Raw genomic sequence first — 22,334 nt, forward strand, 5'->3', positions numbered from 1 at the left:
ATCCGACTCCGCTTCACGCGAACGTCGACATCACGAGGGCTGCGGACTCGGTAGGCTGGTCCCCATGGCAAAGCGTGCTCCTGAACCCGAAAAGCGTCCTGGGTTCTTCTCCCAGATCAAGTCCCTCTTCCGGTTCACCCGTGAGGCCTACCCGTGGCTTCCGTGGGCTCAGCTCGCGATCCTGGTCGGCGGCGTTCTCATCGGCCTCGTCGCCGGCTACCTGATCCCGCCGTTCCAGATCTGGACGCTCGTCCTCTGGGGCATCACGGGTCTCATGCTCGGCGTCCTCGGCGCGCTGTTCCTCATGACCCGAATGTCGACTTCGGCCATGTACACGAAGATCGACGGCATGCCCGGCGCCACCGGCCACGTGCTCAGCACCAGCCTCGGACGCAGCTGGCAGGCGTCGGAGACGCCCGTCGGCATCAACCCGAAGACGCAGGAGGCGGTGTACCGCACCATCGGTCGCGGTGGCATCGTCGTCGTGGGAGAAGGTGCGCGGGGCCGCCTGACCCGCCTCGTCAACGAGGAGCGCAGCAAGGCCCAGCGCGTCGCGCACGGAGTTCCCGTCACGGTGCTCTACGTCGGGCACGGCGAGGACGAGGTCGCGATCGCCGACCTGGCGAAGACGATCAAGAAGCTCCCGAAGGCCATCGACAAGACCACGATGGCAGCGGTCATCCGCCGCGTGGACTCGGTCTCGCAGTCGCTGTCTTCGCTGCCGATCCCCAAGGGGATCGACCCGACGAAGGTGCGCTCGCAGCGACCTCGTTGAGCCCAGCACTCCGAAACGAAGAGCGCGGCCGTCCTCCTCTGAGGGCGGCCGCGCTCTCGTTCATTCGGAGAGCGGCTGCCGAGGCAGGCGACGGACCTTCGCACGCCGACGACGACGCTCGGGAACCATCGAACGCATCTCATCGAGCTTGCCGAAGCAGAACAGTCGGTCGTCCGCCTCGAGGACCACGTGCTTGCGCGGGTTCGGGATCACGCTCACGCCGCGGTGGAGCGTGAGGACCGTGATGTCGCGTTCCCAGAGGCCCGCCTCGCCCAGAGTCTTGCCGACCAGGTCGACGGCGCCATGCACCATCAGTTCCGCGACGCCGTATCCCGTCGAGACCGTGAGCCGCTGGCGCACATCGATCTCGGGGAACGCGACCTGACCGGCGATGTAGTCGATGATGGCGCCGGCGACATCGAGCTTCGTCGCCGTCTCGATGCCCTGCAGTCCCGGTGAGGAGTTGACCTCCATCACCAGTGGCCCGTCGTCGCCCTCGAGCATGTCGACGCCGGCGACCCGCAGCCCCATTATCTGCGCGGAACGCACGGCGGCGCGCTCATACACGGGGTCGAGTTCGACGGCCTCGACGGATCCCCCGCGGTGCACGTTCGAGCGGAATTCGTCTCCGGCGGCCGAACGCCGCATCGCGGCCACGACACGGTCACCGACGACGAGAGCCCGGATGTCGCGTCCGCGACTCTCCGAGATGAATTTCTGGATCAACACGTTCTGCTTGGTGGAGTGCAGCGTCTCGATGATCGCCTCGGCCACCTTCACCTGGGGCGCGAGGATGACTCCGATCCCCTGGGTTCCCTCCAGCAGCTTGATCACGACCGGCGCCCCTCCGACGCGCTCGATCGCCGGACGCACGTCTGCGCGATTGCGCACGAATGCCGTCGGCGGCATCGCGATGTTGTGCCGTGACAGGATCTGATTCGCGCGGAGCTTGTCCCGTGCGCTGGAGATCCCGTTCGCGGTGTTCGGCGTGTACACGTCCATCTGCTCGAACTGCCGCACCACGGCGGTGCCGAAGTAAGTGATCGAGTTGCCGATGCGGGGCAGGATCGCGTCGTAGTCGCTGAGCTGACGACCCCGATAGTGGAGGTCGGGTTCATCGGCCGTGAGATCGATCGCGAAGCGCAGCGTATTGAGCACCTTGACGTTGTGTCCGCGCTGAAGCGCGGCTGCGCGCAGTCGCTGGGTGGAGTACGCCTGCGGCGCACGGGAGAGCACTGCGATCTTCACGGGGGATTTTTCCTGCCAGGATGTATCAGGTGAGTAGGACTACCCCCCATTCAAACACCCTTACGGGGTGGCGAGAATGGGTGAGCCTGCCCGATCTCGGAGTCGACTGGCTGAAAGCCAAGATCGACACCGGTGCGCGCACCTCCTCACTGCACGCGTTCGACATCGTCGAGTTCGAACAGGACGCCCAGCCCTGGGTCCGTTTCAAGGTCAAACCCTGGCAGGACAGCCAGGAGGACGCCGTCGTCGTCGAGTGCCCGGTCCACGACCGGCGCGCCGTGCGCAGCTCGTCGGGGCACGCACAGGAGCGCCTCGTGGTGGAGTTGTTGATCCGCCTCGTCGACCGCGAAGTGCTCGCCGAGGTGACGCTGAGCAACCGCGACGAGATGGGCTTCCGGATGCTCATCGGAAGAGAAGCGCTGCGACAGGGATTCTCGGTCGACCCGGCACGATCGTTCCTCGGGGGACGAGCGCCCCGTGAAGCGCGTCGCCGCAACCGCGGCAAGATCTGAACGCTGCGTTCAGGCGCGGATGAGAACGGTGCCGACGGCCTTGTCATGCAGGCCGCGCTGATCGGCGTCCCAGATCACCGCCGGCACGACCACGACGAGCAGGAGGGTGCGCACGATCGGCCGCCACAGGCCGACCCAGGCACCGTCGCGGCGCACGAGCCGCATTCCGAGGATCCGGTGGCCCGGGCTGCCTCCCGCGGTAGGGATGAAGAGGATCTGCAGCACGGCGAACACCAGCATCGGCGCGAACTGCGTGAGCCCGGCTTCGGTGGGAAGCGCGAACTGGTCGTAGCCGAGGAACGCGGTGGCGATGATGGTCGCGGCGAGGTAATCGATGAGCAGAGCCCCGATGCGGCGGCCCGGCCGGGCTATGCTGCCGGGACCCGACTCCGGGAGTCCGAGTCGCTCACCGGGGTACGTGTTCACAGCGTCCGTCACTCCCCCAGCCTACCGAGAGCGAAATGCCGCATCGTCGCCGGGCTCCTGTAACACGCCCGAAACAAAGCGGATACCGTAGAGAAATCCCCCGTCCGTACTCTGCAGAGTGGCCGTGAAGCCATCGATCCGCATTACAGGAGTCGTACATGTTCAAAGATTCGTCCGAGGTACTGACCTACATCAAGGAGAACGACGTCAAGTTCCTTGACATCCGTTTCACCGATCTCCCTGGTGTGCAGCAGCACTTCAACATTCCTGCATCGACGGTCGACGAGGCTTTCTTCACCGACGGTCAGCTGTTCGACGGCTCCTCGATCCGCGGTTTCGCGAGCATCCACGAGTCGGACATGCAGCTCATCCCCGACGTCACCACCGCGTACGTCGACCCCTTCCGCGAGGCGAGCACCCTCGTGATGCTCTTCGACATCTACAACCCGCGCACCGGCGAGATCTACTCGAAGGACCCGCGTCAGGTCGCCAAGAAGGCCGAGAAGTACCTGACGTCGACGGGCATCGCCGACACCGCGTTCTTCGCCCCCGAGGCCGAGTTCTACATCTTCGACGACGTCCGCTACAACGTCACCTCGAACTCCAGCTTCTACAGCGTCGACTCGGAAGAGGGCGCCTGGAACACCGGCCGCGAAGAAGAGGGCGGCAACCTCGGCAACAAGACCCCGTACAAGGGCGGATACTTCCCGGTGAGCCCGGTCGACAAGACCGCTGACCTCCGCGACGACATCACCCTCAAGCTGATCGACGCCGGCTTCATCCTCGAGCGCTCGCACCACGAGGTCGGCACCGGTGGCCAGCAGGAGATCAACTACCGCTTCGACACGATGGTCCACGCGGCTGACGACATCCTGAAGTTCAAGTACATCGTCAAGAACACCGCCGAGGAGTGGGGCAAGGTCGCGACCTTCATGCCCAAGCCCCTCTACGGCGACAACGGCTCGGGAATGCACACGCACCAGTCGCTGTGGAGCGACGGCAAGCCGCTCTTCTACGACGAGGCCGGCTACGGTCAGCTCAGCGACATCGCACGCTGGTACATCGGCGGCATCCTGGCGCACGCGCCGGCCCTGCTCGCCTTCACCAACCCGACGCTGAACAGCTACCACCGTCTGGTCAAGGGCTTCGAGGCTCCGGTCAACCTGGTCTACTCGGCCGGCAACCGCTCCGCCGCGATCCGTATCCCGATCACGGGCTCCAACCCGAAGGCCAAGCGCATCGAGTTCCGTGCGCCCGACGCCTCCGGCAACCCGTACCTCGCCTTCGCCGCACAGCTGATGGCGGGCCTCGACGGCATCAAGAACCGCATCGAGCCGCACGAGCCGGTGGACAAGGACCTCTACGAGCTTCCGCCCGAGGAGGCCAAGGACATCCCCCAGGTGCCGAACTCGCTGCTCGACTCGCTCGACGCCCTGGCGGCCGACCACCAGTTCCTCCTCGAGGGCGGCGTGTTCACCAAGGAGCTCATCGAGACCTGGATCTCGTACAAGTACGAGAACGAGATCCTGCCGATGGCCCAGCGCCCGCACCCGTTCGAGTACGAGCTGTACTTCGGCGTCTGACGACCGCAGCGCATCGAGAAGAGCCCGCCTCAGCTTCGGCTGAGGCGGGCTCTTCCGCGTACAGGTCCCCTTAAACGACGCGGTACCGGGAGTGGATCACCACGTCACCGAGGAACGGAAGCCCACCCAGCGCGATGAGCGCCCGGTGCTGCTGGCCGTCTGCTCCGGCACCGCCCGGCCCCCAGAGAAGTGTGAACAGCTGCTTGCCGGTCCGTGCTTCTACCGTGACGGGGATGTCCGGATAAGCCGCGAGCAGCTGGTTGTTCTCCAGCGTCTTCACCCCCGGGTACCTCGTGCCGTTCACGGACAGCGGTACGGCCGCCACCACCGGGAGCGTCCAGAGGGGCAGACGCGACGAGACTTGCCCGTCATACGGCGTCTCGGTCGTGTTGCCGATGAAGATCGATGTCGTGCCGCCCGGTGACCCGTCACCGCCGGGCGTGACTGCAGCCCAGAGGTGCTGATACGGAGACGTGACCTCGGTGCTCCCGGTGGACGTGATCGTTCCTCGTGCAGGGTCGGTCACGACGGTGAGGGACTGTGTCTCCGGGGTCAGCGGGAAGGGGCCGGGCCAGGTGAGGTCCAGTGCGACCGTCTCGCCGGCCGGAACCGAGATCGACGGGACGGTCCACGCGTCTTCGTCGGCGCTGCGGCTGTGCACAGCACCGGCGAGCAGGAATGGGGCTGCGACGTTCATGCCGGGCATCCGGAAGGTGAGGGGCCCGGTGAAGTCGGCCGGACCGGAGTTCGAGATGCGCACGGAGCGGGTGCCGTAGGGAGCGTCTGCATCGACGAATGGACTGACCTCGAAGGTGAGCACCGGCAGCTCCGTCGAAGCGGCAGCGAGCGGCGTCGCGACAGCCATGGCCACGACCGGCGCACTCCACGCCGCGGCTCGCAGCACTGTTCGCCGGTCGATCCCCCGGCGGCGGTTGGTGAGCGGGGCATTCGAGTTCGTCAACTCTGTTCCTTTCGATTGCACGCGGCGGGCTCGCTGCGCATCATGGTCTTCGTGAATTCATCTGGTTCGCTCATGACGGCACCGGCGCCCACCAGGAACGAGCGCACCACCGCAGTGCGGCTCACCAACGAGAGCAACGGGAGCGAGACGGCTGCGGCGATCGTGACGCCCCAAGCCGAGGTCGAGGTGGCCGCGATCACAGAGCCGAGCGTGCTCACGACCCAGATTCCGGCGAGCCCCCAGCGCCATTCCGGCGCGAGAGGCAGACGAACGGCTCGCACGACGCCCAGCGCTGTTGCGGACAGCAAGGCGAGAAGCAGACTGACTGCACCGATCGCGACGAGGGTCTGGGCGGCATTCGGCTCCACGACCTCGGATGGGAATGCCGGCAGGATCGAGAACACCGTGACTGTCTCCTGTGCGGGGACGCGCATGAGAGGACCTTTCGTTTCAGACCGCCAGCTCATCGGGAGAGAAAGAGTGCGTACACGCACAGCAGTGAACTGATCACGAGGACCAGGATCAGAGTGGTCCGCTTCACCCGGGCCGCCCAGCGTCTCTCCGGGCGATGGGCGCGATACACGCGGCGGAGTCGCCGCTTCTGCCGGCGGCGACGACGCCGTTCCCTGCGCGACCCGACCGGCGTCGGACGCTGGGGTGGCACATAGGTGCTCCTCTTCAGACCGGTGCCGTCCTTCGCGAGGCGTGCGCCGTTCTTGGTGAAGCGGAAGGCATCGTCGAAGCCATCTACCCCGTTCACGGATCTCCCCTCCGTCGCTGTCGTCCCTTCCGGCACGCAGGCCCCCGCGACCGCGAGGACCTCCAGGAACGAGTCCGGCTGGGGGCCGAGCATCGTTCCCGAAGGTCCTCGCCGCTCTAGCCGGTCATTCGGGACCGGCGAGCATCACCACGTACAGGTTGGGGCTACCACGTACGGGGTGAAGGCATCGTCTCCTGCCGTCCTCGAAGGAATGCCCAAGGAGGACACGTTGACGGCGACGCGGGTGTTTCCCATCCAGTAATCGCCGTCCGGGGTCAAGAACGCGGCGTCACCGATTGCGACAGCATCGGCCGGGACATTCGGGAACGTTTGGGTCTGACCGGTCTGGCTGTTCCATCGGCTCGCGACGCCCGCCGACGAGATGAATGAAGAGGCCGAAACGTTGCTATCGAAACGGATGGGAACGCCGGCGGAGATGGTGCCTGCGGCGACGAGGGTGTTCCCAAACCAGAGGTCACCGTTGGGGGCTCGGAAAGTCGCGTCGCCGATCGCGACCGAGTCAGCGGGGACACTCGTGAACGATTCAATCTGACCGTCGCTGCTGCGGTACCGGCTCGCGACTCCGGTCGACGAGATGAAGGACGTGTACGAGACATCGTCCGAACGACGAACCGGAACTCCCGCGCTGAGGGTTTCTGTCGCGATGAGAGTGTTGCCGAAGTAGAGGTCCCCGTTCGGGGCGCGGAAGCTCGAGTCGCCCAGCGGTGTGGAGCCGAGGGGCACGTTCGGGAAGGTCTGAATCTGTTGGGTGCTCTGCACCCAGCGGCTGGCCACTCCGGTCGAGGAGATGAAGGGCATGACCGCGGTATTGCTCGCGAACCGTACGGGCGCGCCGGCTGCCGACACTCCTGTCGCGACGACGGTGTTTCCGAAGAATAGGTCCCCGTTCGGTGCGAGGAACGCACTGTCGCCGATCGCCGTGGATCCAGGCGGGACTGCCGCGAACGAGAGAAGCGCGCCGTTACTGAGCTGCCGTCGGAATGCCACCGTGACTTTGGGCGCAGACACGGGAGCTGATGCGTTGACAGCGCCGGCGGCCGCGACGAACGACGCAGCACCTCCCGTCGCCGGCACCCGAACAGCGGGCAACGTGACCTTGCCGCTCGCGTCGGTCGTTCCGGTGTACGTCGTGGACCCGTCGGCAAACGTGTAGCCGTCGGAGAGCGTGACGGTGACCGGCTTGCCGGCATCCGGCGCACCGGACGAGTTCGTGAGGGTGGCCTGGACGTTCGTGATCTCCGTGCAAGCGGTGCCGGCATAGGCAGGGAGCGTGAAGCTGAGGGCGCCGTCCCCCGAGGCTGCAGCGAGCGGCGTGGCAACGGCGGCCGCGATCACGGGGATGCTCCACGCGGCACCCTGAACCACGACACGACGGGAGAGGCCCGCTTTCGTCGTCGCCTGAGTGTCGTCGCTCGTGGATTCGGAGGGTGATTCATTCACAGCGCTGGTTGCCTTTCGTCGCAGATTCGGGTGCTGCTCCATCGCGGCTTTCCAGCGGCGGGGGGTGAAGCAGTGTCAGTTTCTCGACAGGACATTCCCGACTGAAGAGCGCGGGCCGCATCTGCGACAAAGAGGTTCCTCGTGACAGAAAATGTTCCGTCGAGGCTTGCCTTCGGGCACGCCGAGCCGCGAGGCAGCGACGAGCGTGGGAGCGGTCAGTTCCCGCGGGGCGCGCGATGTCCCGCCCTCGTGAGCGCACGTCGCATCGTGACGACGGAGGTGAATCCGGACTCGGCGGCGATGTCCGCCATCGAGGAAACGCGCTCCCCGTCGTCCAATGCGAGACGACGCAGACCCTCCGCGACGCGATGACGCTCGATCTCTCTCCGCGGGCTCATGCCCATCGGCTGATAGGCGCGATGCAGCGAACTGGCACTCACGGCGAGGTCTCGGCATAGCACCCCGACGGTCAGGGCGGGGTCGCGAAACCGCTCGGAGATGAGCGTCTGCGCGGCGAGGAACAGGCCATCTCGGTGAACAGGATCGGTGCGGGACCGGGACGAATGCTCATAGGCCGCAGCGGCGGCCAGATGCTCCATCGCGATCCGCGAGTGGATGGAGGGCTTCACCCCGGCCCGGTTCGCGTCGAGCGAGGTGTTGGCCACAGAGGTCATGGCGAGGAGGGACTCTCGCGTGATCGACCGCGGCTCACCCAACAGTCGGCGATATTCTCGCCCCCGCAGGATGCTGTCGCGGAAGAACCAGCCGTAGCGCGCCCACGGCTTCGGCGAATGTGCATGGAGTTCAGAGTCGCCGTCGAGCAGGATGATCTGTCCCGCCTCGATCTGCACTTTGCTGCCGTCCACCGTCACCTCGGCGGTTCCCTCCACGATTGCCGCCACGTGGACGATCCCCGCGCGGCTGAGGAGCGCGGTGCTCATCCCTCCACTCCACAGCCGCGCGAACCCGAAGTCATCGGTGGCCGTCTCGTCGTACTCGTAAACCTGCGGTCGAGCGTCGTAACTCCACCCGTGCCTGAGGCTCTGCTTCAGCACCTCCACCTCGACCGCCGGTGTCAGTTCGTATAGATCACGTCGACCGCGTGGATCTCACCGGTGAAGGCGAAGGGCGCACGGTCGAAGTAGTCGAGCGAGACGGAACCACCCAGGCAGACGCCGATGTCGAGACAGTCATTGGCGGTGAACAGCAGCGGAACGCTGACGGGCACGGTGCCCGTCGCTATCTGCCGGCCGTCGAGCGAGATGTCGATGCGCAGCGGTCCGGCCGGCCGCGCTTCGACGTAGCCGGTCTCCACGACGATCTCCGCGCGCCCCACGGGTAAGCGCTCTGCGGACCGGATCTTGGTGCGGTGCACGATGAACGTGTTGTACTCGTAGCAGAGGTAGCCGTCGTCCAGGTAGCACGTGAGGCCTCCTCCGGCGCCGCCCAGCGCGTAGAGCACTCCCTCGGCGTTCTCCGGCAGCGATGCGTCGATCGTCACCCTGTTCGCGCGGTTCCCGAGCGCCGGTGCGATGAACTCCGGCATCCGTCGCAGGTCGCCGGTGAAGCTCCAGCTCCGGTACGGCGTCGAGATGCGGAACTCGGGGTGGTAGATCGGCACCCAGAGGCCACCGCCGACCGGATAGACGCTGTTCTTCGCCGCCTCGATCGCGAACAGCTCCTTGAGCTGGGCGAGCTTGTCGGGGTGCGCGTCTGCGAGGTCATGAGCCTGCGTCCAGTCCTCGTCGAGGTGATACAGCTCCCAGGCATCCTGGTCTGGGCTCCAGTCGGCGATCCCCTCCGGCAGTCCGGGAACCCAGGGGGCTCGGGGACCGAAGGCCGACGCCATCCACCCGTCGTGATAGATGGCCCGGCTGCCGAGGATCTCGAAGTACTGGGTGACGTGTGTCTCCTCGGCCTCCGGATCCGTGAGCGCCGCGGCGAAGCTGGATCCGTCGATCGGATCCTGGTGCACGCCGCGGACCTCGCGAGGCGGAGTGATCCCGATCAGGTCGTAGAGGGTGGGGACCACGTCCGTGCAGTGCACGAACTGCGACCGCGGCGTGGAGTCCGGGGTGATCCGCGCCGGCCAGCGCACCGCCAACGGATTGCGTGTGCCACCGAGGTGGGAGGCGAGCAGCTTCATACCCTTGTACGGGGTGCTGCCCGCCCAAGCCCATCCCGCGTGGTACATGTTGTCGGCCTTGGCCGTGCCGAGAGCGTCCAGGCCGCCCATCTCGTTCATCGCCTGGATGTGCATCTGCACGGTCGACGGGATGCCGTTCTGGGCGAGCAGTTCGCTGATCGTGCCGTTCTGTCCCTCACCGGACGACCCGTTGTCTCCCCAGATGTACATGATCAGGGTGTTGTCCCCGTATCCGAGCGCCTCGATCTCGTCGATGACGCGTCCCGCCTGCACGTCGGCGTGCTCGCCGAAACCGGCGGCGATCTCCATCAACCGGGTCTGGAACTCCCGTTCGTCTTCGGGGATGTCATCCCACGCGGGCATCCGCGCGTCCCGCTCGGTCAGCTCCGCCGATTCGGGGATCCAGTTCTTCGCCTTGGCACGCGCGAAGACCCGCTCGCGGTATTCGTCCCAGCCGCCGTCGAATCGCCCCGAGTACTTGTCCGCCCACTCCTTCATGATGTGATGCGGGCCGTGCATCGCGCCGGACGCCCAGTAGAGGAAGAACGGCTTGTCCGGAGCCAGCGCCTTGTGGTCGCGGAGCCAGCCGATGGCATCGTCGGCGAGATCCTCACTGAGGTGGTATCCCTCGGCGGCGGTCTTCGGCGGCAGGACGCTCGTGGTGTTCCTCACGAGGTGGGGCTCGTACTGCGACGCTTCACCCGCGAGGAAGCCGTAGAAGTACTCGAATCCGATGCTGGAGGGCCAGTTGTGGAACGGCCCGGTGGCTCCCGTCTCGATCGCGGGCGTGTTGTGCCATTTGCCGAACGCGGCGGTCGAGTACCCGTAGTCCTTCAACACCTCGGCGCCGAGCGCACTGGAGCGCGGGATCTCGCCCGCGTACCCATCCCAGTCGTTCGCCAACTCGGCGATCTGTCCGTTCCCGATCCGATGGTGATTGCGGCCGGAGAGCAGCGAAGCCCGCGTCGGCGAACACATCGCGGTCGTGTGGAACCTGTTGAAGCCGATTCCCTCGTCGATCACGCGGGACAGTGTGTCGGTGCGCACCTCACCGCCGAAGGTGTCCGGAAGACCAGGTCCGGCGTCGTCGATCAGGACGATGAGGATGTTCGGCGCGTCATCGGGAAGCCGCGACGGAGCCGCCCTCTGGCCGTACACCGATTCCTGCATCGTGCGACCCGCGATGCTCGCGGACGGGGTCGGCGGGAACGGGAGGACGTCTTGCGGGTTCATGAGGAGTACCTTTCGCGGGTCGACGGCTGCGCCTCGCCGTCATGGAGGACGAGACGCCGACGCAGCGCGACGAGATCAGCGGGGTCGAGACCGAGCCCATCCACGGCGTAGCCCTCGATCCCTCCGAACCTCGTGTGCGCCTCGTCGATGGCTGCGTCGAGATACTCAGCCCGCACGCCGAGGACGGGAAGGAGCAATCTCGTGTCCACTCCCTTCGCCGCGGCGGCCGCGAGAAGCGGCTGCAGAGCGGGCAGCAGGTCGGTGTTGGTCTCGAGATAGTCAGCACGCACGTCGCCCTCGCTGACGCCGAGCAGCAGAAGCAGCGAAGCCGCCGCCCACCCCGTGCGATCCTTGCCCGTCGTGCAGTGGAACAGCGCCCCACCGCGACGAGCCGGATCGATGAGGTCGAGGTAGAACGCCCGGTAGGCCGCGAGTGCGGACGGGAGACTCACGATGTTCCGGTAGGAATCCCGCATCAGCTCGACGCCGCGCCCGTCTCCGAGCGTCGCAGCGAGCCCGGCCGGGTCGCTGGCGAGTTGGCCGACGCCCGCCGCGACATCCGTGGTGCTGTCGGCCAGCACATCCAGGCCGACGAGCCGCACGCCGTCGGGCAACCGATCGGGTGACGCGCCGCGCTCGCCGACCGTACGGAGGTCATAGACGGTCGTGATGCCCAGCCCGAGGAAGGCCTCCACGTCATCGCCTTCCAGCCGAGCGAGGGTGGCCGAGCGATAGACGGCACCGGACCGGAGGACTCCCCCGGCTGCGCGCAACCCGCCGAGATCACGCAGGTTCGGGGCGCTGCGCAGGGGAATGCGGCGGGTGATCGGAATGCTCATCGACTCTTCTCCTGTTCTTCGACCGTCGTCAACGTTCGTCGGTCGGAATCGGCTCAGGCCGTGGCGGGACCCAGCTGCCATCGAGGACCGACTGCTGCGGACGATAGAGCCGCAGTGTGTAGTTCCAACCCGGCATAATGGGCAACGCGTTCGAGTGGCCCACCGGGTCGGCGCCGAAGTGGATGGTCACTCCGCCGTCGTCGTCTGCGACCGCCGTCAGACTGTTGATGCTGTTCACCCCGAGAGTGTTCTGCTCGAAGTAGCCGGCGGCGTTGTAGAGCGACACCGACCAGAAAGCGTCGACCGGCACGTCTTCGAGCCGCAGCCGGTAGTCAGCCACCGGCAGCCCCTCATCGATGCTGATGTAGGTGGCCTCATATTCGGGAAGGCCGCCCCAGCCGCCGGCGGTGCCGAGCAGATGCATGACCGGATCGACCTCCGCCGGCGTTCCGAAGGCGTGGTCGTAGGTGGCGACGCCGCGTCCCAGGGTGAGGAGCGCGTCGCGGGTCTCTGCTTGCGACGCTTCGTCGTACTCCGGCAGCGGGAACGCCCCCACGCCGCCACCCTCCAAGACGATCGCATCCTGGAGACGGTTCACTTCCAGGACGTCGATGGCATCGTTCGGGTCGACCAGGATGCGCACCAGGATCACCGCGTAGTCGGTCCCGATCGCGTCGCGGGTGAGCACGTGGGGACCGGCATCCCGCAGCAACAGTGGACCGTAGTGGTCCTGACTCACGACGAACGCGGAGATGTAGCGACCCGCGGTGTCCGGCAGTGTAAGGGTGACATCTTCGCGCACATCGATGACGGCGCTGCTGTAGAGGGTGTCGCGGTTCTGCCGGATGATCGGCTGATCATCGAGGGACTTCAGGCCGCGGCTGTGATTCCACGCTCCGAGTCCGACCCCGGCCGCGAGGCGGGAGAACATGAGGTCGGACTCGGCGCGAGCGAAGTTGCGAACGGTCACTTTCGTTGCGGGCATGAGCTTCCTGCTGTCGATGTCAACGGATCAGGCGAGAGCCTTGGCCTTGAGCCGGTCGAACTCCTCGGAGCTGATCGCGCCCGCATCACGGAGTCGGGCCGCGGCCTCGATCTCCTCGGTCGCCGTCTTGCCTGCGACCTCCCGGATGTAGGACTCGGTCGCCTCCGCCGATTCACGCGCCGCCCTGCTGCTCCGCTCGGCCATCCCCTGGCCGCGCGCGATGAGGTAGACCAGGACGGTCAGGAACGGCAGGAAGATCAGGAAGACGACCCACACCGCCTTCCACCACCCGTTCAGGCCGCGATCGCGGAACAGGTCCGCGATGATGGCGAAGAGCGCGAACAGGTAGCCGATGAAGACGGTCGCCCACAGCATCCAGCCGAGCGTTTCCCAGAAGAGCATGTCTGTTGATTCCGTTCTCCCGCCGGCGCGCATTAGCGTCCCGCGAGGATGAAGAGCAGTGTCGGGTGCCCGTTCTGCGGTCTGGCCGAAGACACGAGCGTCGCTGAAATTCTGGCCAGTCCCGCCCCCTCGGAATGCGCTTCTCATCCGCGCCGGATGAGAGCCGGGGTCATCCGCCGCCCCCGCCTCTCCCGGCGCCGATATCGTTGACGCGTGATCGACGCCGTCCGCGAGGACATCTCCCCCACTGATCCGGAGCTCGCCCGTACGGCTCTGCGCCGGAACTGGCTCCGCCTCATCCTCGAGTCCCGGACCCGCGAACTCGAGCAGCTCTGTCTCGCTCAGCCGGACCCGCACGACGCGCACGTTCTCCTGATCCGCGCGTGCTGCCGCGACCTGCTCGGCGACTCGCACGGTGCGACATTCCTGCGCGGTCAGGGGTTGAGCGTCGCCGCAGAGGACTTCGTCGTCTGCTTCACCGAGCTTCTTCTCGCGACGGATGCTTCCGCCAAGGCCGTCGCCGCGGACCGCGCCCGGGACGCTCTCACCCGATGCGGCCCGGAGGACGACTATCCCTCCGCGCTCTTCCTGCTGGGGTGGACCGAGGTCCGACTCCGGCGGGACCTCGGCGAGGCCATCGCACTGCTCCGCTCCGCAGCGGACGAGGCGCGTCTGCACGACCGAGACGAGACCTTCCGGCTCGCCCAGTCGAACCTCGCCTTCGCGCTGACCCACGCCGGGCTCTTCACAGAGGCCGAGCAGACCCTCGATGCGCTCCCGGTCGCGGCGGCACCGTCCGATTGGGACGTCTTCGAAGGCGGTCTCCCCCAGGCGAATCGTGGAACCATCGCCTACTGGCGCGGGGACTACGACGAGGCGATCCGCCACCTGGATCCTGCGGTCGCCGATACCGCTCCCGGCCACAACTTCGAAGCCCTCGCCCGCCTCTACCTGGTGATGAGCCTCGTCGCGTTGAGGCGTGACGACCGCTACTACGCGGCATCCGAGCTGATCCGTGGCGTGAGCAGGGCCGACAAGCACGGCATTCCGTGGGACACGCTACGGCGGGTGGTTTCCGCGCTGCTCGCGCATGCGGAGGGGCATGACCAGCGCGCGCGAACCATCGCGGCGCCCGCGCTCACACGACCCGGTGCCGCGGTAGCGCACGCAGTGCTCGCCGAGCTCTACCGGGTCCTCGATGAGCCAGCGCTCGCGGCTCAGGCGCTGCGGTTGGCGTCGGCCGGCGCCCTGCCCCGGTACGCACGTGTGAGCACACTGATCACCTCCGCCGCGCTGCGGTCTGCGGCCGGTCGCGGGCCGGAAGCACACGAGTTCCTGGACCGAGCGCTGGAGGCCGCCTCGTCGGAGCGGATCCTCGCCCCGTTCCTGTCGGACGACCCATTGATCGGTGACCTCCTCAGCGCACACGCGCATCGGGGATCACGTCATGATCCCTTCCTCGCCGTCGTCCTGGAGCGACGAGGACAACTGTCGCGACGCCTCGCCGGCGTGCTCACGCCGCGGGAGAGCGAGGTTCTCGGGTGCCTGCGCACGACGATGACGGCCGAGGAGATCGCCGCGCACCTCGGTGTGGCCTACCCGACCGTCAAGACGCACATCCGCTCGGTCTACCGGAAGCTCGGTGTGACCACCCGACGCGAGGCCGTGCGCTCGACGCTTGCCCGATGATGTGCGCAGCCCGGTGGGAGAAGACGCGCACGAAGACGAAGCGCCCGCCGGTCATCCCGGCGGGCGCTTCTCCGATCAGGACGTCGATACGCGGTGGTTACGGCACCTTCGAGCCGGAGGTCTTCTCGCTGAGGAAGTCCGACGAGAGCGTGGTGTTCACGTACGTGTCGACGAGCGCACCCCCCGCGGACGGCAGGAGCCAGAGCACCGGCAGCTGCACGAGATTCTCCGCGCCGTTCAGCACACCGCTGTAGGTGTAGGTCACGCTCCCCGAGGTGCCGTCGGCCGGAAGCGATCCGACGCGGGTCCATCCGTGGAGGTTCTGCTCCTGGAGGCGGTAGCTGCCCGGGTTGGTCACGCCGTTACCGGCACCCCACGCGACGGTGACGGTGGCGGTCCCCGACGTGAACTTGCCCGCCGGCTCCATGTCGCCGGTGGTGCCGTCGAAAGCGTTGAAGCCGAGGGTCTGCCCCGTGTTCACCTGCACGCGGTTCGGCTGCGTGGCCGTCCAGGTCTGGACCGAGGTGCCGCCCTGCCACGACGAGAGCCCCCCTCCAGGGGCCGGCTGCGGCTGGGGGTCGGGCGTGTTCTCGCTCGCGGCGGCGAGCGGGGTGGCGACGGCTACCGCGATGACCGGTGCCGACCAGGCCGCCGCCTTGATCACGGTGCGGCGGTCGAAGCCGGCACCGCGCTGGTTCTCGTTCTCATTCATCTCGATGTTCTCCTTGGGGGTCGGCACAGTCCACTCGGGTGACCGGTGTCACGACGTCTCGCCGCGTGGCACTGGCCACGCGGAGCTTCGACGCATCGGCACACTCGCTGGACCCGTGTGGATCGCGCGGCGGGTTCCGCGCTCGTGCGGCAGCCGCGAATGGGAGTACGGCCGGCCATCCGTCATGCTGGCAGCGGGGACGACCGGCACTTCCCGTCCGGCACGCACATGTCGCTTTCTCGACCAGGGGTGTCGCGCTGGGTATGACGCGCACCGCCGACGGGGGTCATCCCTCTCGTCGCCGTCGGACCTCCGACGGGGCACGCCGCCCCTCGTGCGCCATCGCCCGCGCCAGGCTCGACCCGCCGGAGAGGCCGGAGTACCGACCGATCTCCTCGATGCTCAGGCGGTCGTACGCGGGATCCGTGAGCAGACCGACCGCATGCTCGACGCGCGATCGGCGGATCTCCCGTTCCACCGTCGTACCCTGTGCCCGGAACGCACGTTGCAGCTGACGCAGGGAAAGCCGGAGCTGCTCGGCGACGCCGCGCGGCGACAGCACAGGATCTGACGCCTGCGCGGTGATCAGGTTCAGGGCATCGCGATGATGATCGGGCGGAAGGCCGGCCGCCGCGGCACGGGTGGCCTCGACAGCCACGCCCAGCACCATCTCCTGCAGGAGACGCTCGAGGTAGTAGTTCCCGAAGGCGCTCACCGGATCGGCGTCCACGACGGCCGCCCGCTCGGCGAACGCGACCGCCGGGTCGAGCAGTGACGTCGACGGTGACACGGGCCGGATCTCGCCCGGCGCCGGCGCCGCGAACCCGGCGAGCACCTCCGCGGGCAGGACGATCGAGAGCAGACGCAGTCGCTTCAGCGGCGAAGTCAGAACGGTCGCATCATGGTTGAGCAGAAAAGCACCGTTCTCCGCCAGTCGCACCGTTCCGGACGGGGAGCCGATGTCGATGCTGCCGGAGCGGACACTGTGCAGTCCGATCAGTCCCGGCACGCGGTCGAGCCTCGAACGCGCGTCATCGCGCCCCGCCACGAACTCGCGGATGCGCACGCTCCCGAACATGGCCAGCGTGCGCGCTCTCGTCACGGGCACGACACGACTCCCGATCGCGCTCGACAGACGCCCAGCGCCGGGAAGGGCGACGGGCGGTTCTTTCCGGCCACCTCAGCGGCGTCGCGAGAGAGTCAGCGTGTGCTTCCCCCTGAGCGCACGTGGCGCGTCGGGTTCGAACGTCGACGACCGGTCGACTTCTCTCGGTGAAACGCGTCCCCACAGCACAATGAAACCCTCCCCATGCGGTTCCCCACCGCAGCCCGGCCCCCCGGGTACGGGGCCCTCGATCCCACCATATCGGTCCGGCAGCCGTGCCGAGGCGACCGACTACGCCGCCGCGCGGACTCTGCGCTTGACCGCCGGGCACACGAATGATCAACTGGTGAGTCTGACCATCGACCGGGGGAACCATGCGCCGTAGAAGAGTGATCGCGAAGGCCGAACCGCGCACACCTGTGGAAGCCGCGCCGTCACAGCCGTCGAACGCGGTGGCCGCATATGCGCGCACGAACCCGTTCATGTTCGGTCTGCTCGGTGCGCTCGGGGTCCTGGCCGCGTTGGCAGTCGGCAGCATCATCGGTCAGCTCGCGACCGTGCTCGTCTACATCGGCGTGGCGATCTTCCTCGCCCTCGGACTGGACCCGATCGTCACGTTCATCGAGCAGAAACTCCCGCGCCCGGCCGCCGTCACCATCGTCGTCGCCGGTGTGGTCCTCGCCTTCGCGGGAATCATCCTCGCCATCGTCCCGATCCTCGTCGAGCAGATCAGCAACCTGATCAAGGACGGCCCGCAGATGGTCGAGGACTTCATGGCCAGCGCCTGGTACAAAGACGTGAGCGGCCAGTTCGGCTCGAGCATCAAGGATGCCGTCCAGGGCATCCTTGACTTCGTCGGAGACCCGGACAACTTCCTCGACATCGGCGGCGGCGTGTTCGCGGTCGGCGCGGGGATCGCCGGTGGGTTCACCGGCATCACGATCGTCCTGATCCTGACGCTGTACTTCATGGCGTCCCTGCGGAGCATGAAGCATGTGGCCGCGCGCTTCGTCCCCGCCTACCAGCGGGGAACCTTCAGCGGACTGCTCGAAGACGTCTCCGGCGCGGTCGGGCGCTATGTGATCGGGCAGGCGAGCTTGGCGCTCATCAACGGCGTCCTGAGCCTGATCTTCCTCAGCATCATCGGGGCGCCGGTCCCCGCGCTACTCGCCCTCATCGCCTTCATCGGATCCATGATCCCTTTGGTGGGAACGCTGACGGCATCGATCATCAACTCGCTGATCTGCCTCTTCGTCTCGCCGCTGACCGCACTGATCGCGATCATCTACTACCTGATCTACATGCAGATCGAGGCATATGTGCTCTCGCCGCGCATCATGAGCAAGGCCGTCGCGGTTCCCGGGGCGCTCGTGGTCATCGCCGCGGTCGCCGGTGGCGCATTGGGCGGTATCCTCGGAGCGCTCGTCGCCATCCCGGTCGCCGCGAGCATCATCATCATCGTGCAGAAGGTGACGTTCCCCGCTCAGGACCGGAAGATCGTGCCCCCGGTCACCGCCGTCTGACCCGCGCAGTCCGCCGGCCGAACACCTTTCAGCGTACGAGCAGAGCGCCGGCTTCCACGCGCACCTCGAATGCGGAGAGCTCGCCCATCTCCTCACCGTCGATCTCGAACATGAGAGGCGTCTTCAACTGAACCGAGATGTTCTCGACGGGCAGGTGGCGCGCGGAATCGGTGCTGACCGCCTCATCGGTCGCACCGAAGATCCGTCGGATGCCGTTGTCCCAGACGAAGGAGCGCAGGGTGTCCAACCACTGCAGGGCGCCGTCTGCACTGATCATGAGCACATCGAGCTTGCCGTCGTCGAGAACGGCATCGGGGAGCAGGCGGATGCCGCCCTGCACCATTCCGCAGTTGCCGATGAGCATGGTGTGCCCGCGCACCGCCACGGCCTTCTCCCCGTCGATGGCGAGGGTGATGTCGGTCATCTCGGTCCCGGCCAGGGCACGACCCATCGCCTCGACGTAGGCCAGCCAGCCGGCCTTCGACTTGAGGTCGTCGTCGGTTTCGACCAGCATCTGCGCGTCGATCCCGAACCCGACCATGACGGCGAACGCGTGCTCGGTGCCGTCGTACGACACCCAACCGAGATCGATGCGACGCGGCTCCGCGTCCCGAACCCTCTGGAGGGCTGCGGCGACGTTGTTCAGCGGCACTTCGAGATTGCGGGCGAGGAGGTTGCCGGTGCCCTGCGGAACGATCCCGAGGGCCGTCTCCGAACCCGCCAGCGACTCCGCGACCGCACGGACGGTGCCGTCTCCCCCGACGGCGATCACGATGCCCCGGCCGTCTTCGCGAGCCTCCCGGGCCATGCCGCGGCCCGGGTCCTCCGGCGTCGTCTCCCACCAACGGATGTCGTACTGCTCGTCGAACACGTCGCTCACCGCGTCCTGCAGAACGTTCTGATCGACCTTCGAGGGATTCCAGACGATTCCGATGCGCGTAGGGGTCATATCGTCAGCTTGGGACACGTCGCCCGATACTGCAAACCGAGGTGGTGGTTATCCGTAGAACAGCTCCTCGAAGGTCTTGCGCGCGCGTCGGGTGACGCCGAGGTAGTCCTCCTCGAGCTCGGTCGCCGAACGCTCCGGGTATCCCAGCAGGCTGCCGATCGCATCCAGCTGGCGCCGATCGGCGGGGAGCAGATCGCTCGTCTGTCCGGTGAGGAGTGTGATCGCCGAGCGTAGCCGACTCGACAGGCGCCACGCCTCCCGTAACCGCTCGGCGTCGCCCTCCTCCACGAGGTCGGCTGCGACGGCGGCGTCCAGCGCACCGAGTGTCGCTGTGGTCCGCAGGCCGGGGATCGCGTGCGCATGCTGCAGCTGCAGCAGCTGCACCAGCCACTCGACGTCGCTGAGCGTGCCGGGGCCGAGCTTCAGATGTCGCCGCGGATCAGCGCCCTGCGGCAGCCGCTCCCCCTCGACCCTGGCCTTGATGCGCTTGATCTCACGCGTTCCCTGGAGGTCGACCGATTCCGGGTAGCGGATCGTGTCCGCGAGGGCCGTGAACCGCTCGATGAGCTTCGCACTCCCCGCCACCCCCCGCGCGCGCAGCAGCGCCTGCGCCTCCCAGGAGAGCGACCAGCGCCGGTAATACTCGGCGTACGCGGCGATCGATCGCACGACCGGTCCGTTCCGCCCCTCCGGTCGGAGGTCGGCGTCGAGATCGAGTGGGAGCCTGTGATCGGTCAGGTGCTCGCGGAGTCCTGCCACGATCTGCGTGGCGAGCTTCTGCGCCCGTTGCGAGTCGACCCCGTTCGCGTCGTACACGTAGAGGATGTCGGCGTCCGACCCGAAACCGAGTTCGGCACCTCCGAAACGCCCCATGGCGATGACGGCGAAGTCGAGCTCTGCGGCGTCATCGGGAACCACCTCCCGGATGACGGCGCGCAGGGCCGCTTGGATGGTCGCCTCGGTGATCTCCGTGAGCGCGACAGCCACCTCTTCGATCGTCAGCACGCCGAGGACGGCGCCCATCGCGGTCCGCAGCAGCTCCCGACGGCGCAGAGCCCGCACCGCTCGAAGGGCGTCGCCGATGGTCTCGTGACGGGTCTGGATCGCGCGCGCCTCTTCGTCGAGCGCCGCCGCACCGCGCGGACGCAGCCGTTCGGTGCTGTCGAGCCAGGCCACGGATTCCGGGATCCACTCCAGCAGCTCCCCGACGTAGCGTGACGAGGACAGCAGTCGTGTGAGGCTCTCGGCAGCACCCGACGAGTCCCGCAGCATCCGAAGGAACCACGGGGTGTCGCCGAGGCGTTCGCTGATGCGACGGAACGCGAGAAGCGCGTAATCGGGGTCGCTTCCGTCGGCGAACCACCGCACCATGATCGGCATCAGCGCCCGCTGGATCGTCACCTTGCGGCTGAGCCCGGTCGTGAGTGCACCGATGTGCCGCAGGGCGCCCGCGGGGTCGCGGAACCCGATGGCCGCCAGGCGGTCATGCGCCTGCGCCGTGGAGAGTGTGCGTTCCTCCTCGGGAAGACCGGCCACCGCGCTCAGAAGCGGGCGGTAGAACAGCCGAGTGTGGATCTCGCGCACTTCGCGGCGCACAGCCTCCCATCGCGTCCATACACCGTCGCCGCTCTCGGCGAGTGCCGTGCTGCGCGCCAGTACGCGCAGACCGGCGGGAGTCCGAGGAAGCAGATGCGTGCGGCTCAGTTCGCGCAGCTGCAGGCGGTGCTCCATGAGTCGCAGGATGCGGTAGTCGTCGGCGAACGTCGCGGCATCCGCTCGTCCGATGTACCCGCCGGTGACGAGGGCGTCGAGACTCTCGAGCGTGCCGCGCGTGCGGATCGACTCGTCCGTGAGGCCGTGGACCAGCTGAAGCAACTGCACGGTGAACTCGATATCGCGTAGACCGCCCGCTCCGAGCTTGAGCTGATATGGCGCGTCGTCCGGATCGATGTGCTCGGTCACGCGCTCGCGCATCCGCTGGACGCTCTCGACGAAATCCTCACGAGCGGCGCTGGACCAGATCTTCGGCTGCACCGCCTCGACGTACTCGGCGCCCAGGTCGGCGTCTCCGGCGAGAGGTCGTGCCTTCAGGAGTGCCTGGAACTCCCAGCTCTTGGCCCAGCGATCGTAGTAGGCGAGGTGCGAGGCGAGCGAACGCACGAGGGCACCCTGCTTGCCCTCGGGCCGCAGGTTGGCGTCGACCTCCCACAGCGGGGGCTCCACCTCGATGCTGTCGAGACCGCGCATCGTCTCGCGGGCCAGCCGCGTCGCGATGTCGATCGCGCGGGCCTCCGTCACGACCTCCTCGTCGCTGGTGCCGCCCACGAAGATCACGTCCACGTCGCTGACGTAGTTGAGCTCGCGGGCGCCCGCCTTTCCCATGCCAATGATCGAGAGCCGCGTCGCCGCTACCTGCTCCCGCGGGGTGGTCTCACCGAGACGCGCGCGTGCGATCGCGAGCGAGGCCTCCAAGGCCGCTCCGGCGGCGTCCGACAGTGCGGCGGACACCGCGGCAACCACCGTCTTCGGCTCGGGGTGGGTCAGGTCATAGGCGGCGATGGCGGCGAGGCTGCGTCGGTACGCGACACGCACGGCCACGACCGCGGCATCGTCCGCTGACGTCGCGAAGCCATCTCGGGCGCCGACCGATGCCAGCAGCTGCGTCCGGAGCGACTCCGGCGACGGCAACGCGTCGAGGGCCTCCCCCAGCACCGAGAGCTGATCGGGATGGCGGAGGAAGAAGTCGGCCAGCCCTTCCGAGGCACCGAAGACCCGCCACACGCGGTGACGCGTCTCAGCGATGTCGAGCAGGCCCTTCAGGGGTCCGGGGTCCCGACGCGCGACACGGACCATTCCCCGCACCGCGGCGTCGGGGTCGGCAGCATCCGCTCCTTCGAGAAGTGACGATCGCGAGATTCCGAGAACCGTCGCCAACTCGGACAGGGATGCCGCCGCCTCGCTCAACTCGGCGAAACCGAGCCTCGCCAGGGCGGAGAGGGAGACGGAGTCGTCCGGTCGGGCCATC

The 22,334-nt window shown here is 67.4% G+C and carries 20 protein-coding genes; 5 read left to right on the plus strand and 15 right to left on the minus strand.

The window, feature by feature from the left end:
- Positions 1-64: 64 nt before the first annotated feature.
- Positions 65-775 carry a DUF4191 domain-containing protein gene (locus OC372_RS04315; protein WP_105710038.1) on the plus strand — a complete coding sequence of 237 codons (711 nt, stop codon included), beginning with the start codon at positions 65-67 and terminating at the stop codon, positions 773-775.
- 60 nt (positions 776-835) lie between these two features.
- Here OC372_RS04315 and OC372_RS04320 read toward each other — a convergent pair whose 3' ends face one another.
- Positions 836-2,023, minus strand: coding sequence for a RimK family alpha-L-glutamate ligase (locus OC372_RS04320; RefSeq protein WP_029262827.1), 1,188 nt, complete (start codon positions 2,021-2,023; stop codon positions 836-838).
- A gap of 20 nt (positions 2,024-2,043) precedes the next feature.
- Between OC372_RS04320 and OC372_RS04325 the strand changes: the two genes are divergently transcribed.
- Complete coding sequence (locus OC372_RS04325) at positions 2,044-2,535, plus strand: ATP-dependent zinc protease (protein ID WP_029262828.1); 492 nt, start codon at positions 2,044-2,046, stop codon at positions 2,533-2,535.
- 9 nt (positions 2,536-2,544) lie between these two features.
- Here OC372_RS04325 and OC372_RS04330 read toward each other — a convergent pair whose 3' ends face one another.
- Entirely contained in the window at positions 2,545-2,973 is a 429-nt protein-coding gene (locus OC372_RS04330) for an RDD family protein (RefSeq protein WP_029262829.1), read from the minus strand.
- A gap of 146 nt (positions 2,974-3,119) precedes the next feature.
- Between OC372_RS04330 and glnA the strand changes: the two genes are divergently transcribed.
- A complete protein-coding gene (gene glnA, locus OC372_RS04335; RefSeq protein ID WP_029262830.1) occupies positions 3,120-4,544 on the plus strand; it encodes a type I glutamate--ammonia ligase in 1,425 nt (474 codons plus the stop codon).
- A 70-nt stretch (positions 4,545-4,614) separates the two neighbouring features.
- Here the strand turns inward: glnA and OC372_RS04340 are convergent, their stop codons facing one another.
- The 9 genes from OC372_RS04340 to OC372_RS04380 all read right to left on the minus strand — a co-directional run bounded on the left by OC372_RS04340 (position 4,615) and on the right by OC372_RS04380 (position 13,331).
- Positions 4,615-5,505 (minus strand): hypothetical protein, encoded by an 891-nt coding sequence (locus OC372_RS04340; RefSeq protein WP_029262831.1) that lies wholly within the window; start codon positions 5,503-5,505, stop codon positions 4,615-4,617.
- Complete coding sequence (locus tag OC372_RS04345) at positions 5,502-5,939, minus strand: hypothetical protein (RefSeq protein WP_262001016.1); 438 nt, start codon at positions 5,937-5,939, stop codon at positions 5,502-5,504. The genes OC372_RS04340 and OC372_RS04345 overlap by 4 nt, the downstream gene beginning before the upstream one ends.
- A 29-nt stretch (positions 5,940-5,968) precedes the next feature.
- Positions 5,969-6,265 (minus strand): hypothetical protein, encoded by a 297-nt coding sequence (locus OC372_RS04350; protein WP_262001017.1) that lies wholly within the window; start codon positions 6,263-6,265, stop codon positions 5,969-5,971.
- A 144-nt stretch (positions 6,266-6,409) separates the two neighbouring features.
- A complete protein-coding gene (locus OC372_RS04355) occupies positions 6,410-7,726 on the minus strand; it encodes a hypothetical protein (protein ID WP_262001018.1) in 1,317 nt (438 codons plus the stop codon).
- A gap of 215 nt (positions 7,727-7,941) precedes the next feature.
- Positions 7,942-8,667 carry a helix-turn-helix domain-containing protein gene (locus OC372_RS04360; protein ID WP_262001019.1) on the minus strand — a complete coding sequence of 242 codons (726 nt, stop codon included), beginning with the start codon at positions 8,665-8,667 and terminating at the stop codon, positions 7,942-7,944.
- A gap of 134 nt (positions 8,668-8,801) precedes the next feature.
- Positions 8,802-11,105 (minus strand): arylsulfatase, encoded by a 2,304-nt coding sequence (locus OC372_RS04365; RefSeq protein ID WP_262001020.1) that lies wholly within the window; start codon positions 11,103-11,105, stop codon positions 8,802-8,804.
- Positions 11,102-11,944, minus strand: coding sequence for a tyrosine-protein phosphatase (locus tag OC372_RS04370; protein ID WP_262001021.1), 843 nt, complete (start codon positions 11,942-11,944; stop codon positions 11,102-11,104). The genes OC372_RS04365 and OC372_RS04370 overlap by 4 nt, the downstream gene beginning before the upstream one ends.
- Before the next feature lie 28 nt (positions 11,945-11,972).
- Positions 11,973-12,929, minus strand: a complete 957-nt coding sequence (locus OC372_RS04375) for a DUF1214 domain-containing protein (RefSeq protein ID WP_262001022.1) — start codon at positions 12,927-12,929, stop codon at positions 11,973-11,975.
- A 27-nt stretch (positions 12,930-12,956) separates the two neighbouring features.
- Positions 12,957-13,331 carry an SHOCT domain-containing protein gene (locus tag OC372_RS04380; protein ID WP_029261811.1) on the minus strand — a complete coding sequence of 125 codons (375 nt, stop codon included), beginning with the start codon at positions 13,329-13,331 and terminating at the stop codon, positions 12,957-12,959.
- A gap of 213 nt (positions 13,332-13,544) precedes the next feature.
- Between OC372_RS04380 and OC372_RS04385 the strand changes: the two genes are divergently transcribed.
- On the plus strand, positions 13,545-15,020 hold the full coding sequence (locus OC372_RS04385) for a LuxR C-terminal-related transcriptional regulator (RefSeq protein ID WP_262001023.1): 1,476 nt from the start codon (positions 13,545-13,547) through the stop codon (positions 15,018-15,020).
- Between the two features lie 97 nt (positions 15,021-15,117).
- Here OC372_RS04385 and OC372_RS04390 read toward each other — a convergent pair whose 3' ends face one another.
- Positions 15,118-15,732, minus strand: a complete 615-nt coding sequence (locus OC372_RS04390) for a hypothetical protein (RefSeq protein ID WP_262001024.1) — start codon at positions 15,730-15,732, stop codon at positions 15,118-15,120.
- A 286-nt stretch (positions 15,733-16,018) separates the two neighbouring features.
- Entirely contained in the window at positions 16,019-16,840 is an 822-nt protein-coding gene (locus OC372_RS04395; RefSeq protein ID WP_262001025.1) for a helix-turn-helix domain-containing protein, read from the minus strand.
- A gap of 371 nt (positions 16,841-17,211) precedes the next feature.
- Between OC372_RS04395 and OC372_RS04400 the strand changes: the two genes are divergently transcribed.
- Positions 17,212-18,360, plus strand: a complete 1,149-nt coding sequence (locus tag OC372_RS04400) for an AI-2E family transporter (RefSeq protein ID WP_262001026.1) — start codon at positions 17,212-17,214, stop codon at positions 18,358-18,360.
- Between the two features lie 28 nt (positions 18,361-18,388).
- Here the strand turns inward: OC372_RS04400 and OC372_RS04405 are convergent, their stop codons facing one another.
- Positions 18,389-19,309, minus strand: a complete 921-nt coding sequence (locus tag OC372_RS04405; RefSeq protein ID WP_105710047.1) for a diacylglycerol/lipid kinase family protein — start codon at positions 19,307-19,309, stop codon at positions 18,389-18,391.
- Between the two features lie 48 nt (positions 19,310-19,357).
- The gene (locus tag OC372_RS04410) at positions 19,358-22,333 is read right to left on the minus strand and encodes a bifunctional [glutamine synthetase] adenylyltransferase/[glutamine synthetase]-adenylyl-L-tyrosine phosphorylase (protein ID WP_262001027.1); all 2,976 of its coding nucleotides are present in this window, start codon (positions 22,331-22,333) and stop codon (positions 19,358-19,360) included.
- Position 22,334: the final 1 nt, after the last annotated feature.

This window comes from Microbacterium sp. Mcb102 (assembly GCF_024519805.1).
Lineage (GTDB): Bacteria > Actinomycetota > Actinomycetes > Actinomycetales > Microbacteriaceae > Microbacterium.

Excerpts from the sequence above, each read along its gene's own strand:
- OC372_RS04315 (WP_105710038.1), top strand. The coding sequence starts at position 65 with ATGGCAAAGCGTGCTCCTGAACCCGAAAAGCGTCCTGGGTTCTTCTCC.
- OC372_RS04325 (WP_029262828.1), top strand. The coding sequence starts at position 2,044 with ATGTATCAGGTGAGTAGGACTACCCCCCATTCAAACACCCTTACGGGG.
- glnA (WP_029262830.1), top strand. The coding sequence starts at position 3,120 with ATGTTCAAAGATTCGTCCGAGGTACTGACCTACATCAAGGAGAACGAC.
- OC372_RS04345 (WP_262001016.1), bottom strand. The coding sequence starts at position 5,939 with ATGCGCGTCCCCGCACAGGAGACAGTCACGGTGTTCTCGATCCTGCCG.
- OC372_RS04360 (WP_262001019.1), bottom strand. The coding sequence starts at position 8,667 with ATGAGCACCGCGCTCCTCAGCCGCGCGGGGATCGTCCACGTGGCGGCA.
- OC372_RS04365 (WP_262001020.1), bottom strand. The coding sequence starts at position 11,105 with ATGAACCCGCAAGACGTCCTCCCGTTCCCGCCGACCCCGTCCGCGAGC.
- OC372_RS04370 (WP_262001021.1), bottom strand. The coding sequence starts at position 11,944 with ATGAGCATTCCGATCACCCGCCGCATTCCCCTGCGCAGCGCCCCGAAC.
- OC372_RS04375 (WP_262001022.1), bottom strand. The coding sequence starts at position 12,929 with ATGCCCGCAACGAAAGTGACCGTTCGCAACTTCGCTCGCGCCGAGTCC.
- OC372_RS04380 (WP_029261811.1), bottom strand. The coding sequence starts at position 13,331 with ATGCTCTTCTGGGAAACGCTCGGCTGGATGCTGTGGGCGACCGTCTTC.
- OC372_RS04390 (WP_262001024.1), bottom strand. The coding sequence starts at position 15,732 with ATGAATGAGAACGAGAACCAGCGCGGTGCCGGCTTCGACCGCCGCACC.
- OC372_RS04400 (WP_262001026.1), top strand. The coding sequence starts at position 17,212 with ATGCGCCGTAGAAGAGTGATCGCGAAGGCCGAACCGCGCACACCTGTG.
- OC372_RS04405 (WP_105710047.1), bottom strand. The coding sequence starts at position 19,309 with ATGACCCCTACGCGCATCGGAATCGTCTGGAATCCCTCGAAGGTCGAT.
- OC372_RS04410 (WP_262001027.1), bottom strand. The coding sequence starts at position 22,333 with ATGGCCCGACCGGACGACTCCGTCTCCCTCTCCGCCCTGGCGAGGCTC.